This window comes from Streptomyces sp. NBC_00659, assembly GCF_036226925.1.
In the GTDB taxonomy this organism is placed as follows: domain Bacteria; phylum Actinomycetota; class Actinomycetes; order Streptomycetales; family Streptomycetaceae; genus Streptomyces.
This window is the reverse complement of the sequence record NZ_CP109031.1, coordinates 8,012,345-8,027,283: the sequence shown is the minus strand read 5'-3', so window position 1 is coordinate 8,027,283 and position 14,939 is coordinate 8,012,345. Positions and strand designations below refer to the sequence as shown.

At 71.6% G+C, this 14,939-nt stretch carries 9 protein-coding genes and 1 riboswitch; of the genes, 4 read left to right on the top strand and 5 right to left on the bottom strand.

All coding sequences use genetic code 11. From position 1 onward, the window contains the following. Positions 1 to 284: 284 nt before the first annotated feature. Positions 285 to 2,951, bottom strand: a complete 2,667-nt coding sequence (locus OG410_RS35060) for an ATP-binding protein (RefSeq protein WP_329302771.1) — start codon at positions 2,949 to 2,951, stop codon at positions 285 to 287. Positions 2,952 to 3,527: 576 nt separating this feature from the next. On the opposite strand from OG410_RS35060, the gene OG410_RS35055 reads away from it, so the two are divergent. Further along, positions 3,528 to 4,517 carry a DUF2510 domain-containing protein gene (locus OG410_RS35055; protein ID WP_329302770.1) on the top strand — a complete coding sequence of 330 codons (990 nt, stop codon included), beginning with the start codon at positions 3,528 to 3,530 and terminating at the stop codon, positions 4,515 to 4,517. A 189-nt stretch (positions 4,518 to 4,706) separates the two neighbouring features. Here the strand turns inward: OG410_RS35055 and OG410_RS35050 are convergent, their stop codons facing one another. Further along, positions 4,707 to 5,324: a TetR/AcrR family transcriptional regulator gene (locus OG410_RS35050; RefSeq protein WP_329302768.1), complete on the bottom strand. Its 618-nt coding sequence runs from the start codon at positions 5,322 to 5,324 to the stop codon at positions 4,707 to 4,709. Positions 5,325 to 5,589: 265 nt separating this feature from the next. Here OG410_RS35050 and OG410_RS35045 point away from each other — a divergent pair, with 265 nt between their 5' ends. Continuing rightward, the gene (locus OG410_RS35045; RefSeq protein WP_329302766.1) at positions 5,590 to 6,522 is read left to right on the top strand and encodes a phosphatase PAP2 family protein; all 933 of its coding nucleotides are present in this window, start codon (positions 5,590 to 5,592) and stop codon (positions 6,520 to 6,522) included. Continuing rightward, positions 6,519 to 7,484, top strand: coding sequence for a hypothetical protein (locus OG410_RS35040; RefSeq protein ID WP_329302764.1), 966 nt, complete (start codon positions 6,519 to 6,521; stop codon positions 7,482 to 7,484). The genes OG410_RS35045 and OG410_RS35040 overlap by 4 nt, the downstream gene beginning before the upstream one ends. A 105-nt stretch (positions 7,485 to 7,589) precedes the next feature. Here OG410_RS35040 and OG410_RS35035 read toward each other — a convergent pair whose 3' ends face one another. The 3 genes from OG410_RS35035 to OG410_RS35025 form a co-directional block, all read right to left on the bottom strand. After that, complete coding sequence (locus tag OG410_RS35035) at positions 7,590 to 8,426, bottom strand: phospholipid scramblase-related protein (RefSeq protein WP_329302762.1); 837 nt, start codon at positions 8,424 to 8,426, stop codon at positions 7,590 to 7,592. A gap of 52 nt (positions 8,427 to 8,478) precedes the next feature. Then, positions 8,479 to 10,530 carry a phosphocholine-specific phospholipase C gene (locus OG410_RS35030; RefSeq protein WP_329302760.1) on the bottom strand — a complete coding sequence of 684 codons (2,052 nt, stop codon included), beginning with the start codon at positions 10,528 to 10,530 and terminating at the stop codon, positions 8,479 to 8,481. A 154-nt stretch (positions 10,531 to 10,684) separates the two neighbouring features. After that, positions 10,685 to 11,149, bottom strand: a complete 465-nt coding sequence (locus tag OG410_RS35025) for a DUF3592 domain-containing protein (protein ID WP_329302758.1) — start codon at positions 11,147 to 11,149, stop codon at positions 10,685 to 10,687. 504 nt (positions 11,150 to 11,653) lie between these two features. On the opposite strand from OG410_RS35025, the gene OG410_RS35020 reads away from it, so the two are divergent. Beyond that, positions 11,654 to 14,470: a hypothetical protein gene (locus OG410_RS35020; protein WP_329302756.1), complete on the top strand. Its 2,817-nt coding sequence runs from the start codon at positions 11,654 to 11,656 to the stop codon at positions 14,468 to 14,470. A gap of 134 nt (positions 14,471 to 14,604) precedes the next feature. Next, a riboswitch (cobalamin riboswitch) is annotated at positions 14,605 to 14,827 on the top strand. The last annotated feature ends 112 nt before the right edge of the window (positions 14,828 to 14,939 follow it).

The window sequence follows — 14,939 nt, the reverse complement described above, 5'->3', positions numbered from 1 at the left end:
CGCTGGGGTCACCTGCGAACTGACCGCGGTCAGGGAACCCGCGGCCCGGCCACGGACACCCGCGGGCTACCCAGGCCAGGAGGGCACCCTCAGACCACCCCGCCACGGACCCACGGATCGGCCCCGGCCCGGGGGCACCCCCGGACTGAACCCGGCCAAGGACACCCGTGGGCTGTCCCCTGACCGTGCGCCACAGGCGGCGACCGCCGACCGCGCCGCCCGGCTCGGGCGGCGGACCGCCGACCGCATGTCGCCGCGGGCGGCCGACGGCGGCCGGCCGTTCGTCACAGACCCGCCAGCGCCGCCTCCGCCTTCGCCGCCAGACCGTCCGCTCCGCAGGTGCGCGCCAGGGTCAGGCCCTTGTTCAGTTCCATCACCGAGCGGGACACGATGCCGTACTCGATGCGGGCCGCCGCGTGTTCGTACTGGCAGGGAGAGGCTTCCAGGTAGGTGACCGCCTGGGCTGCCAGCCGGACCGCGCGCTGACCGGTTTCGAGTGCGGCGGCGCACCGCAGGGCTTCACCGATCGCCGTGTCGGTGCCGAACCGTTCGGCCTGGCGTCGGGCGTCGGCGGCCAGGGCGGCGGCGCGTGACGGGTCCTCGTTGGCGAGTGCCTTCGCGAGGTCGACGGCCCAGGGTGCGAGCACCGTGTTGTGGTGGCCGCGGGCGGCGGCGGCCTTCTCCGCCGCCTCCAGTTCGTTGATGCCCTCCTTGGTGCGGCCGACGGCGAGCAGCAGCCGGCCGCGCACCGAGCGGGTGTCGGGAAGGACGATCGTGGAGGGGTACGGGGGCGTGAAGCCGTAGCGCTCGGCGATCTCCGCCGCCTGCTGGACGTGCCCGCGCGCCAGCAGGGTGTCGATGAGCCCGCAGGTCGCCGACCAGTACAGGGGCAGCCCGCGTCCGACCCGCTCCGCGAGGCGCAGCGATTCGCGCTGGTAGTGCTCCGCGTCGGCGAGGCGGCCCCGCCTGCGGTGGGCGAGGCCGAGGTAGGCGTTGGCCAGGGAGAGGTGACCGCCGCTCCAGCCCGCCTTCACATAGGCGTGCAGGGCCTCGCTGAACAGGCTCTCGGCGCGGTCCAGCCGGTCCGTGTAGGCGTACGCGCTGCCCAGCATCAGCAGGAGTTCGACACCCCACTCGGCGTCGGTCCAGGCGAGTCCCGGCGCGAGGCGGCCGTTGACGAGGGCCCGGTCGCAGAGTTCCACGACCTCCTCGGCGTTCTCGCCGCGGGTCATCGCGTCGAAGCCGCGCAGTATGAGCAGGGCGCGCTCGGAGTTGTCGCGCCCCGTGCAGGTCGTGACGAGTTCGGCGAGACCGCTGGAGTGTCCGGCGCGCTCCTCGCCCGCGTGGATGCCCTCCCACATGTAGTGCACGGCCTGGAGCCGCATCCGGGCGGGCCCCGGTTCCAGCCGCTCGGCCTCGGCGTCGACCGTGCGGACGGCCTCGTCCAACTGGTTGTTGTGGACCAGTGCCTGGGAGAGCCGGAAGACGGCGTCGACCCGTGCCGTGTCCTCGAGTCCGGGCCGTTCGAGCGCGGCCCGGAGATGACCGATGGTCGTGGAGGGCGCGGTCAGGAGCGTGGCGCAGCCCAGTTCGTAGAGCACCCGCGCGTGGACCTCGGGCAGCGGTGGTTCCTCGAGCGCCCGCTCCAGGCAGCGCCGGGCCGCGTCCGGGGCGCCGACGGCGAGGTGCTCGCGGGCGGCTTCGCGCATCTGCTCGACGAGTTCGGGATCGTCGTCCGGATGCACTTCGAGGAGATGGCGGGAGGCCGCCGCCGCACCGCGTCCGGACTCGGTGACCGCCCAGGCCGCCTGACCGTGCATCGCCGTGCGCAGGGCGTCCGGGATCGAGCGGTACACCGCTGTCGCGATCAGCGGGTGCACGAACTCCAGCTCGTCGTGCGGCGGTTGGCCGCCCGCGGATCCGGCCGTGGTCAGGATGCGGGCGGCGCCCAGCAGTTCGGCACAGCGGGAGGCCTCCTCGTCCGGCATTCCGGCGAGTTGGGCGGCGAGGTCGAGGGAGATCCCGGTGCCGAGGATGGCGGCCGCCCAGGCGAACCGGGTGGCGTCGATGCCGAGTCCTTCGAGGCGGGCGACGAGTCCGCGGCCGCGGGCCGAGCGGTTCAGGTCGCGCAGTTCGGCGGCCGAGCCCTCGACCGGCTCCAGTTCGCTGTCCTGGACCTTGGCGAGCAGTTCGACGGTCTCGTACGGGTTGCCGCCGGTGACCGCCCACACCTCGCGGCAGAAGGGCGCGTCGGCGTGTTCGCCGAGGGTGGCGCGGGTGAGGCCCTCGGTGGCGGCCGGGGTCAGCGCTGTCAGGGTGGAGACCGGACGGCCCGCGGCGGCCACGGCGTCGAGCAGCCGGGCGCTCTCGCCGCTGACCCCGCCGGGCCTGCGGGCCACCACGACGAGGACGGACAGGTCGTCCAGCCGCTCGGCGAACGCGGCGAGCCAGCGCAGGGTCTCCTGGTCGGCCCAGTGCGCGTCGTCGATGAGCAGCACGAGCGGCCAGTCCCGCTTCGCGAGGCGTCGTACCGCGGCGACCAGACCGTCGCAGACGCCCTGCGGGTCGGGCTGCCGGTCACCGGGTTCGGCTATACCGAGAGCGGGTCCCGCGATGTCGTACCAGTCCCCCAGGTACTCGCGCGCCTCTTCCGGGAGCAGCGAGACGAGGGCCGGCTGGAGCAACTGCCGTACGACATTGAAGGGGACGGACGTGACGGTCTCGCCGCCGCGCGCCGACCACACGGCACAACCCTTGCTCTCCGCGATCCTGCGTACCTCGGCCAGGAGTGCGGTCTTGCCGAGACCCGCGTCTCCGCTGAGCACCAGCAGGGTGCCCGAGGTCGAGGAGTCCGCACGCAGTGCGGTGATCGCCTCTTCGAGAGTGGCGACCTCCTCTTCGCGCTCCCACAGGGAAGCCGAGGCGACCGCTCCGGGTCGTCCCTCCGTCATCCCGCTACCTCCCCAGGTCACCCAAACGACGTAACTGCAACGAGCCTAGCCTCCTGGAAGCCACGGCGGAGGCGGGACCCGGCACCAGTCTCCGGGACAGGCGACGGTGATCCCACGAAGGCGACGCCGCCGAACACCGGGTGGTTCCGAAGGGAAGTGACGGACAGTCAACTGCTGGAAAAATGAAGGTAATTTTCCTCCTACGTTCGCGGCGCCGACCGCGCTCGGCGGGACCCCCGAGCTCCCCGGGAAGGACCGGCACGAGCGCCCCCGCGCGCGACTGTGACCTGCACGCCCTCCGCTCCCGCGCTCCCGCGGAGGCGTGCGCGGGGGCTCCGCGGACGTCGCGTCGGGCCCTTCGAGTCCGGCCGACGCCCCTCACCCCCGGTCCTCGCCCCCGCCTCCCGGGAGGCGACGGCCGGCCCGGGACGCACGTGAGGTACACGCACCCTTGGCACTGGCGTTCTTCATCCGTCCGGTGGGCCGCCTTCCCGTCGGCATGCCCGCGTCAGCTCCCCAGCGGGCTTCGGGGAACCCTCTCATCCGCCTTTCACCCTGTGCTCTTACGGTGGACCCATGACGCAGGCGACTCCACCCGGCTGGTATCCCGACCCCGGGCAGACAAATGACGCTCCCGCCACCGAACGCTGGTGGGACGGTAGGACATGGACGGACCAGGTCCGCCCGGTCGGCTCGGCGGCCGCATGGGGTCCCCCGGCACACCCGGCGGGGGCCGGGCCCTATCCGGCGTACGCCCCGAGCGGCCCGCGGCGCGGGCTGCGCACGGGCATAGCCGTCGCGGCGGCGGTCGCCGTCCTCGCCGGTATCGGCGGCGGCGTGTACGCGCTGACCAGCGATGACGGATCCGGCGGCAGCGCTGCGTCCCGCGGCCCCGCCGGGTCGGACGGCCAGGGCGGACCGCAGGGACCGGGCGGCGGCCAGGAAGGCGGCCCGAACGGAGCGCCCGGCGGCCCGGGCGGCTCCGACGGGCAGACTCCGGCGCCCGGCGAGTCGGGGCAGCCGGGGACCGACCCCGGGTACGCCACGGACGTCTACAACGGCATCAGCATCCCGGTGCCGGACGGCTGGGCCGGCCAGAGCGGCGCGGGCACCGCCGCGGTGTCCACCAAGGACACGTACAAATGCCCCGGCGACACCTCGCAGAACTGTCAGCGCGGCGGCGCCTACTCGGCCCCGGCGAAGGCGCAGAAGCTGAAGTCCACGACGGCGGAGGCGGCGGCCAAGGAGGACATCTCCAAGAACGCCACCGAGTCGTACGGCAAGGGCTACGGCTCGATCACCTCGCACACCCAGCTCGCCTCGAAGGCCGTCACGGTGGCCGGCGAGAAGGGCTATCTGGTGCGCTGGAAGGTCGTGACGAGCAAGGGCGACGACGGATACGTCGAATCGCTCGTGTTCCCGTCCCCCGCCGACCCCGCCTCGCTGGTCGTCGTCCGCTTCGGCGTCGACATCAGCTCCAAGGCCCCCGAGCAGTCGATCATCGACACCATCACCAAGGGCATCAAGGTGGCGGCCGGAACCGGCGGAGACGGCCAGAACGTCTGATCTGAGACCCGCCAAAACCGGGTACGCCCGTCCCGGCGCCGGGACACCGCGGACATGGATCGGCCGGGTGGAGCGCCCCTCCGCTCAAGGGGAACCCCACCCGGCCGGGGGGTGCGCGCCGCCCCCGTCCCCACGGTGCGGCGCGATACAGGCCGGCGTCCGGTCATCCCACGGACAGCGGCCTGAGATTCAGGTGAGACCCAGCGTCGGCAGCACGACGGCCTCCACGAACCGTGTGAGATACGCCGCGTCCGCGTACTGGCCGTCCAGAAGGGGCCGCACCCTCAGGACGCCGAGCATCTGGGCCGGGATGAACTCCAGCGCCGGGTGACCGGCGTCGACCTCGCCGCGCTCGACGCCGCGGCTGATCATCTGCCGCAGCTCGGCGACCTCGGGCTCTACGAGCGCGTCGCGCAGCGCCTGCTGGAGCTCCTTGTCCTGCATCACGGCATTGCCGAGGCCCTGCAACAGCTGTGTATTGTCCCGGGCCGACCAATCACCCGCGGCCCCGGCCGCGGCGCGGAGGTCACCGGCGAGCGACCCGGTGTCGATCCCCGTGAACCGGGGACAACGGTTGTTGCGCAGCGCGGCGGCCACGAACTGGGGCTTGGACTTCCACTGCCGGTAGAGGGTCGACTTGCTGCACCGGGTGCTGGCGGCGACTCCCTCCATCGTGAGCGCCTCGTACCCGCATTCCCTGATCTGCTCGAGCACGGCGTCGTAGAACTCCCGCTCACGCTCGGGCGTGATTTTGGAGCGGCGCGAGGCGACGACCGTCTCCGGTCCGTCCGCGGCCTGCGACGTCATGAGGCTTCTCCTCGCTCGATCCGGGCGATGCCGGTGCGGTCTTGCGCCCAGTGTAATCGATACGCAAGGGTACCGGTACGCATCCGTATCGGTACACCTGCGTATCGGTACATGCTCGTATCGGTACACTGCCGTATCGGTACACTGCCGTATCGATGAGCCTCGGACAGGACCCACTCCTCCCGCACAGGGAAGGCCGAGTGGATCCTGCCCTGGGCTCACCGCGCACTTCACGACATCAAGCCGTCAGCAAGGGGGCCGGGGGATGGATTCCCGAACCGAGCCTGCGGATTCCGCATCCGAGTCCACGTCAGAACCGGAGCCGCCCGACGCGGCGACACCATCGGCCGCGTCACACGACGCGGCCGCCCGCACGCGCCGACGCCCTCACGCGCACGCCCGTCCGGACACACGCCCCGACGACACCGCGGCACGCCCGCCGCTTCTGCGGGAGCTGCTGCTCGTCGTCGGGCTCTTCGTCGTCTACAAGGCCGGCCGTCTGACGGCCACCGGCCGCACCGACGAGGCCTTCGCCGACGCGCACAGCGTCTGGGGCTGGGAGCGGTCCCTGCGCCTGCCGGACGAGGGCTCCGTCCAGACCGCGCTGCTGCACAGCGACACCCTCGTGCACCTCGCGAACACCTATTACGCGACCGTCCACTTCCCGGCCACCGCCGCCTTCCTGGTCTGGCTGTATCTGCGGCGCCCGGCGCACTACGTGTGGGCCCGCCGGATCCTCGCCCTGGTCACCGCGGCCGCCCTGGCCGGGCACCTCGCCTTCCCGCTCGCGCCGCCGCGGCTGCTCGCCGAGACGGGCCTCGTCGACACCGGCCAGGTGTACGGGCCCACCGTGTACGGCGCGCACCCGGCGGCCGACGCCCTGGCGAACCAGTTCGCGGCGATGCCGTCGCTGCACTTCGGCTGGGCGCTGATGGTCGCGATCGGCCTGATCACCGCGACCCGGTCGCGGCTGCGCGCGCTGTGGCTGCTGCATCCCCTGCTCACCCTGCTGGTGATCGTCGGCACCGCGAACCACTACTGGCTCGACGCGATCGTGGCGACCGCGCTGCTCTGCGTCGCCCTCGCCGTGGTCCACCCGCCGCACCGGACGGCGACGGCCCCGGGACGGCACCTCGGCCACGAGCCCGCCGCGATCCCCGTACGTGATCTGCCCGAACTCGTGGGAGCCGGGCGATGAACCCGACGCTCGTCGCTGTCGTCCTGTCCCTGTTCTCCGCCGTCGCCTACGCCGCCGCCGCCGTCGCGCAGGAGCGGCTCGCCGCCCGGTCCGCCGGCTCGGGCACGCTGCGCCTGCTGGCCGAGGGCGCCTGGTGGTGGTCGGTGACACTGAACGCCTCGGCCGCACTGCTGCACGTGGCGGCCCTCAAGTACGGAACCCTCACCCTGGTCCAGCCGCTCGGGGCGCTCACCCTCGTGGCCGCCGTGCCGCTGGGCGCGCGGGTCGCCGGACGGCGCGTCAGCGCGGTCGAGTGGCGCGGCACGGCGCTCACCCTGACCGGCCTCGCCGCGCTGCTCGTCACGGCGTCCGGGGCCGCGCCGGACGAGGTACTGAGCCTGCCGCAGGCGCTCGCCGTCGCGGGAACGACCGCCGCGGTCATCGGCGCGCTGGCACGTGGTGCCCGGCCGGGGCTGCGGCACGCGACGGCCGCCGGGTTCGCCTCGGGCGTGGCCTCGGCCCTCACCCAGACCGTGACGGTCGCCGCGACGGACCGTTCGGACTCGCCGCTCAGCGCGCAGGTGGCCGTGGTGGCACTGCTCGTGGCGGCCTTCGCGGCGGGCGGGCTGCTGCTGTCGCAGACCGCCTATCAGGGCGGGCTCGGCGCCCCGCTGGCCGTCGTGACGCTCGCCAACCCGCTGGCAGCGGCGGCGATCGGACTGTCCCTGCTCGGTGAGCGCCTCCAGGGCGGCGCGGCGGGCCTGCTGCTCGCGCTCGCGGGGGCATCGGTCGCCGCGTGGGGCGTGGTGACGCTCTCGCGTTCGGCGCCCGAGCCCGCCGCGACGGGGGACGCCCACCTGGACGGCCCGGCGGACGACGACCATCCGGTCGCCGCGGTGCTGGCGCTGGGGCCGAACGGCGCGGCGTACGAACCCTCGTTGGTGCCCCGGCAGACCGACTCGGGCCATCTGACGTCCCTCTAGCGGGGCGTCGCCGCGGGAGACCGCGGTCGGTGCGACGGGCGGGACATGCCGGAAGGGTGGCCGCGGAGAGATCCGCGGCCACCCTTCCCTTACTACCGTGACCTGTCAGCCCAGTCCGCGGGAGTCCTGCTTGAGCGCCGTGTCGACGGTCAGCGCCGTCGCGACGACGAGGCTCAGCAGCGGCTCGGGGAGCTGGAAGTGGATCTGCAGGACGTAGTTGTCCGCGCTCGTGAACATCGTCTTGGCGAGGCCTTCCCAGGTCTTCGTGATCCGGGCCACCTCTTTCTCCGACTCGTCGACGATCGCGAAGTTCCAGGCACGCCAGTTCTCCGCCTTGATCGCGCCGACCTGACGGCCGTCCACGTTGATCGCGAAGTTGATCTTGCCGATCATGTTCTTCTGGACGATCTCACCGACGGCGGAACCGTCCGGACGCGTCACGATCACGCGGGACTTGAATATCTTCGCCGGCCGGGTCAGCAGCAACTGCGGCTGGCCCTGGGCGTCGCGGATCTCCATCCGGTGGGTGAGGAACTGGTCGAGGCTGGAGACGAGCCGCAGGATCTTCCGCAGCACGCCCTGACCGACCTCGGTGACCGAGCCGACCGGGTTGCCCTGCTGGTCCATGACCTTGTACTCGTTGGTCAGCTCGATCAGCTTGGCCTTCTGGTTCACCACCAGGACCGGCTCGGTGAACAGCGTGCCGCCGCCGACACCGCTCGGGGCCACCCCGGCCTGCTGCTGCACCTGGCGCTGGACGCGCGGGTCGGGGGCGGTGGCCTGCTGAGGGAAGGGCTGCTGGGGCGGGGTGCCCTGGTGCGGCACCTGTCCGGCCGGGGCCTCCTGGTCGGTCCACTGCGAGCCGTCCCAGTAACGCTGTGTCTGGGACTTCCCGTTCGGGTCCGGGTACCAACCTGCAGGAGTGTTCGATTGCGTGGTCACCGGGGCACCCTACCGTGGCCTGGCCGGAAAACAACGGTCAGTTGTGGACCCATCAGACCGTAATAAGGGCAGGGTCGCTCACACCGGGCCGGCCATTCTCGACATGTCCGGCGAATCGCCGCAGGAAGCCCGCCTGGCCGTCGGCGACGACGCTCAGGTCGTACCAGCACTCGCTCGCCCGCAGGTCCACCGTGTGCTTCACGGTCGCGCCCGCCCGGACCCGGAAGACCTGGGACGGTCCGCCGTAGCCGTTCGTGAGCCTGAGCGTCGCCGTGGACGCGCCCTTGTTCACGAAGGTGAGCTCGACGTCGCAGCCGGTGTGGCGGGCCGTTATCTCCGGTCCCGCCGTCCCGTTGGAGCCCTTGAAGGTGCGCAGGAAGCCGTTCGGACCGTGCACCGTGAGGTCGTACGAGCCTCCGGAATAGGCCGAGTTCCAGGTGTCAGAGATGGTCTTGCCCGCTGCCGTGGTGTACGTCCAGGGGCCGTCGGCGCGGTTGCCGGAGGTGACCAGGAAGGCCGCGCCCGCCTTGGGCCCGGAGCCGAAGGTCAGCGTGAACCTGCCGGCCGCGGTGTCCGCCGAACCGTCCACGAGCGGGGCGTACTTGAGCGGGCGCGTCGGGCGCGAGCCGCGCTCCTGCCGGGGCAGGGCGGGGTTCGCGGGAGGGGTCGGCACGTAGTCCGGGTGGCGGTCGCCGTCCGGCGGCCGGTAGCCGTCGGTGCGGGGCAGCGTGACCGGCCCGGCGTCCTTCCGCGCGAAGTCGAAGGCGGCCGTGAGGTCGCCGCAGACAGCGCGTCGCCAGGGCGAGATGTTGGGCTCGCGCACCCCGAACCGGGCTTCCATGAACCGGATGATCGAGGTGTGGTCGAGGGTTTCGGAGCAGACGTAGCCGCCCTTGCTCCAGGGCGAGACGACGAGCATCGGCACCCGCTGCCCCAGTCCGTAGGGTCCGGCCGCACGGCTCGCGTCGCCCGCGTACAGGTCCGGGCCGACGTCGACCGTGGACTTGCCCTGCGCCGCGGACTGCGGCGGGAAGGGCGGCACCAGGTGGTCGAAGAAGCCGTCGTTCTCGTCGTACGTGACGAACAGGGCCGTCCTGCTCCACACCTCGGGGTCGGAGGTGAGCGCGTCCAGCACCTGGGAGATGTACCAGGCGCCGTAGTTGGCGGGCCAGTTGGGGTGCTCGGTGAACGCCTCGGGAGCGGCGATCCAGGAGATCTGCGGCAGCTTGCCAGCCTGCACGTCGGCCCTGAGCCCGTCGAAGAACCCCTCGCCCTTGCGGGCGTCGGTGCCGGTGCGGGCCTTGTCGTACAGCGGGTCTCCCGGCTGGGCGTTGCGGTACTGGTCGAAGTACAGCAGTGAGTTGTCGCCGTAGTTGCCCCGGTAGGCGTCGGGGATCCAGCCCCAGGAGCCGTTGGCGTCCAGCCCGTCGCCGATGTCCTGGTACACCTTCCAGGAGATCCCGGCCGCTTCCAGCCGCTCCGGGTACGTGGTCCAGCGGTACCCCGCCTCGTCGTTGCCGAGGACCGGTCCGCCGCCCTTGCCGTCGTTGCCCGTGTAACCGGTCCACATGTAGTAGCGGTTGGGGTCCGTCGAGCCGATGAACGAGCAGTGGTAGGCGTCGCAGACGGTGAACGAGTCGGCCAGCGCGTAGTGGAACGGGATGTCCTCACGCGTCAGATACGCCATCGTCGTGGCCGACTTGGCGGGCACCCACTTGTCGTACCTGCCCTTGTTGAACGCGGCGTGCCCGTCGCTCCATCCGTGCGGAAGGTCCTTGATGAACGCGAGACCGAGGTCGTCCAGCTCCGGGCGGAAGGGGAGCACGTCCTTGGTGCCGTCCGACTGGTGCCAGACCGGCTTGGTGCCGGCCGGGCTCGCCGGACGCGGGTCGCCGAAGCCGCGGACGCCTCTCATCGAGCCGAAGTAGTGGTCGAACGAGCGGTTTTCCTGCATCAGGACGACGATGTGCTCGACATCCTCGATCGTGCCCGAGCGTCGATGCGCCGGCACGGCGGCCGCGCGCTGGACACTGCCGGAGAGCGCGGTGAACGCCGCTGTACCACCGGCGAGTTGGAAGAATCGGCGCCGATTCACTTGAGGCATGAGTGGTGACCTCTTGTCCTGACGGGCCCATGGGCCGGAGGCTGACGGAAGGTGCGTGAAGGAAGCTTTCCAAGCGCACCGAACGTCAGGAAAGGGCACCCTGTCCCCCGTGTGAAGGTCGGCGGTACGCGAGACGAACGGTTCCGGACAAACCCTAGGCATCGGCCGCGAACAGGGAGAGCACGCCGATCCCGACACCGGCGACGGTCAGCGCGATGGCCAGTGCCACGCCGAGGAACACCAGGAAACAGCCGAGTTCCCGCTGGGCCGTCCGGTCGCCGGGCAGCGCGACCGTGGCCCCTTCCGGGTCCTCGGGGAGATACGAGACGGTGAGGAGGTCACCGGGCATCGTGGTGTTCGGGGCGGAGTCCTCGAACCGGAACTGCCGGCCGTCGTGGGTGACGTACTCGAAGAGGTAGTAGCGCCGTGTCGAGGTGGCGTACCCCCCGCCCGAGCGCCGCACGGTTTCGACCCGTATGCATCTGCCCTCGGTGCGCAGCCCGTGCCGTTGCGCCCGTGTCCGCCGACGGACCTTCCTGACCGCCATCACGCCCGCGGCGACCGGGGCGATCACGATGACGGACACGAGCGCGACAAAGACAAGGACGACGAAGATCATTCCAAGTTCCTTTCCAGCATGGGGTACTGAGGGCACGTCAGAGGACGTGCATCCAAGGGAAGCCGGGCGTTCCACCGGAACGCCGTACCGGCCAGGGCGGGTTCACCCGGCCCGCGACAACGCGCCCGGGGCTCGGCCGGCCGGCCCGGAGACCACCACCCGCCTCAGCCGTGAGAGCGGGTCACATGGATCCCCTGCACGTCAAGACGGACGCCGGGCCACTCGCGTTCCATCGGAACCACCGCAGAGTCGACGGATGTCACGCCGCCCGAGGCGGGCATGACGAGAGCCGGCATCAAGGAGCGGGTGCGTCCGTGGCGGCGCCGTCGGTGCCACGGGCCAGGGCGAGGGCGAGGGAGGCGGCGTGCGGATGGTCGCAATGCGAGCGCACTGCGCACGCGGTACTTCATTAGCGGTCAACCAGCGACAAACCCGCCGTACCGCACATTCCGTCCATAGACTCACGCAACACTCCCTCGACATATGCCATTTGGAGGTTCCCCCTTGCCGCGTCCACCCCTCGGCGACGAGCGACACCGGACCGTGTCCGCCGACCTCCACCGGATCGTCCGGGTGCTCGACCCGTACCTCATCGACCGCCGGGCCGGCGCGTCGCGCCGGCATCGGTCCCGCGAGCACGGGCTCCCGGCCCTGCTTCTGGCCCGGGTGGCGGACGGTGGCGCGGTCACGGACACCCCGGAGCCGGATCCGGGGCTCACCCGCCTTGTGCTGGACTACATGGAGCGCCTCAAGTCCTCTGGCGACGGGGCCCACCGCGACGGCACCCACTTCGCCCCGTACGCGGTTGTCGGCGACGTAGGACCGGACCTGCCCCGCGTGCGGGAGGACGGGCCGCACCTGCTCCTGCTGGAGGACGTTGCGGAGCAGCTGAGGGAGACCGTGCCGCAGGGTGCCGGGGCGCTGCGGCTGCCCGAGTTCGACACCTGTCTCTCGGTCCTGCGCGCCACCGTCCAGGAAGTCGACGCGGCGGGCCAGCGACGCGCCCTGCGGAAGCTGCTGTGCGACGCGTACGCCGCGAGGTTTCACGAGGCCTTCCCCGTCGCGCAGCTCGGCGAGGCCATGGACGGATGGTGGGGCGCTCCGTTTCGCCTGCTGAGCGTCGTGGCCGGCTGGCTGTGGCGCCGGTGGTACGGCATGCGTGTCGACAGGCGCCACCCGTGGGTGAGCCGCATGCTGGACCTGCCCGGCCGCAGTTTCCTCAAGGCGGCGGTGCACCTGCGGGTGACGCACCGGCTCGCCCTGGCCCACGAGGCGGCGCAGCCCGCGCATGCGGTGGAGTCGCGCGAGGAGGAGCTGGTCCGCGAGATCCTGCTCACCGCGTTGATCCGCGACCTGGCGAAGGCGGCCCGGCCCCGCGCGTGGAGCCGTCTCCGCCCCCGGCGCGCATGGCCCTTCGTGGTGCTCCTGCCGGCCGTGGGCGGCGCGGGATCCGCCTGCCGGGAGTTCCTGGACACATACGCCGCTGTCGCCCACGACCTCGAGAGCAGTCCGCTGCTGGTGCTGGGCGCGGCCACGGACGAGCTCCCCCCGTACGCCGCGAGTCCGCCGCTTCGGGCGCTGCCCGCGCAGAGAGGTGCCCTCGGCACACGCCCGACAGGTCATGACGCGACCGCGCCGTTCTCGGCCGCGGTCGCCGGCCACGCCACCGACACGGTGCGGGTGCTGGCGCTGCCGCGAACCCCGGACGACGGCGCCCCGGCGGCGGAGGTGCCCCTGCCCGCCACGGTGGACTTCCGTCCTCCCCTTGTCCGCGACTGGTGGCGTCCGGTGGCCGCCGCGACCGCCGCGGTGATGCTGGGCGCGGGCGGCCTCGTCCTGTCCCGGGAACTGGTGGAACTCCTCCCCGACGGAAGTCTCGCGGCCTCCTGCCGGCACGTGGGTACCGGAGAGGTCGTCGGCCTGACCGACGGCAACGACGGCTGCGACCTGGCCCACGGCGAATACGCCGAGGACTTGAGAAAGCTGGAGAAGATCCTCGGCCACCAGAACGCGAAGGTGGACACGGACCGGCCCTACCGCACGGTCGTCTTCTTCGCGCCGCTGAGCGTCGGCTCGACGTCCAAGCGCACCGCGCCCATCGGCTTCCAGACACTGCGCGGCGCGCTGCTCGCCCAGAAGAACGTCAACAGCCGCCGCCTCAAGGCTCAGGTGCCCGTACGCCTGCTCGTCGCCAACGCCGGCGAGTCCTTCCACTACGGCTCGCGCGGCGGCCTGAACCAGAGCAACAAAAGCACTGTGGACGTCGCGAAGATGATCGTCGACCGGGCGGGCCGGGACCACATCGCGGCCGTCATGGGTCTCCACCAGAGCCGTCCGGAGTCCCAGCAGGCCGCGATCGAACTGGGAGCCCAGGGCATCACCGTCCTGGGGACCGGCGTCTCGGGCCAGCGCATGGTCGACGGCGACTCGCCCGTGTCGTACTTCCAGCTCTCACCGCCCGACGCACGCATCGCCGAGGTCATGGCGTCCTTCGCCCGCCACTCGCCTCAGCTGCACGCTCTGACGGACCCCGCTCCCAGCGACTCCGGTCCGGCCGCCGTCGTGGTCTACGACCCCAAGGACGAGTACTTCAGCGCCGACCTCGCCCACCGGTTCGACACCGCCTACCGCTCGACCGGGCCGGTGCACTTCGTGAAGTACGGCGAGATGGAGAACGGCCGCACCACACGGGCCATCGCCGGCACCGTCTGCGCACTCGTCCACAGCACAGGCGGTTTCGTCCTGTACGCGGGCCGCTCCAGCGTCATGGAGGATCTCTTCGAGCACATGCAGACCGACCAGGCCTGCCGCGCCCGCGTCGCCCCGGTACCGGTGCTGGCGGAGAGCCCGGCGCCGGACGTGATCCTGCATCCGAGCCTGATGCGCAAGGAATACGGCGCGCTGAAGCTCTTCTACAACCAGTTCAGCCTCCCGCTGCCCGACGGGCCCTTCGGCGAGAAGTTCGGCCAGGCCTTCCACCTGTCCGCCGAGAACGACGCCGCGCTCGGATACGACGCCGTCAAGATCCTCTCCGAGGCCATGAACGCCATCATCTCGACGGACCCGGGCTTCTCACCCAGGGCGCTCGTCACCCGTCTGCAGGATCCCGGCATCCACAACTACGTGGGGGAATCCGGGGTCATCACCCTGGACAGCGATCACCACTACCCGCCGAACAAGGAGATCCACATTCGCGAGATCACCCCCGCCGGAGACAAGCTCACGGACCTGACCTGCGGGATGCTCTCGCAAGGAGCGAGGGACGCCACCCACTGGGGCCCCGATGACCGTTTCGACTGCCCGGTGGACAGCGTGTCCTGACGCTTCATCAGGCTGCGGCGGGAGGCGAAGTGTCCCGCCCCGGCCCACGGCGGCTTCCGTCATTCCGAGGATCCGGCCACGGGGTAGGGGACGAAGGTGATGGATGTGCCGCCCTCTTCGGCACGTCACCCCGTAGGGTGGCCGGTGCAGCTGGTTCGCCCCGTCCGCCAGTCGGGATGCGTCGTAAGAGGGAACCCGGTGGGAATCCGGGACTGCCCCGCAGCGGTGAGCGGGAACGACCGCCGTCATACGCACTGGACCCGACGAACAGGGTCCGGGAAGCGACGGCCAGTAGGTGTCCTCCGCCAGGAAGACGTGCCCGCAAGTCCGAAGACCTGCCCGTTGCCCGCGCACGAACCACTCGTGCGCGGACATCCCGGTGACCTCGTGGGCGGGTCGGCGTACATATCGGCGGACGACCGCGCTGTTCCGAGCCGTGTCGCTTCCGTCCGGTTCGTCACCCCTTCGC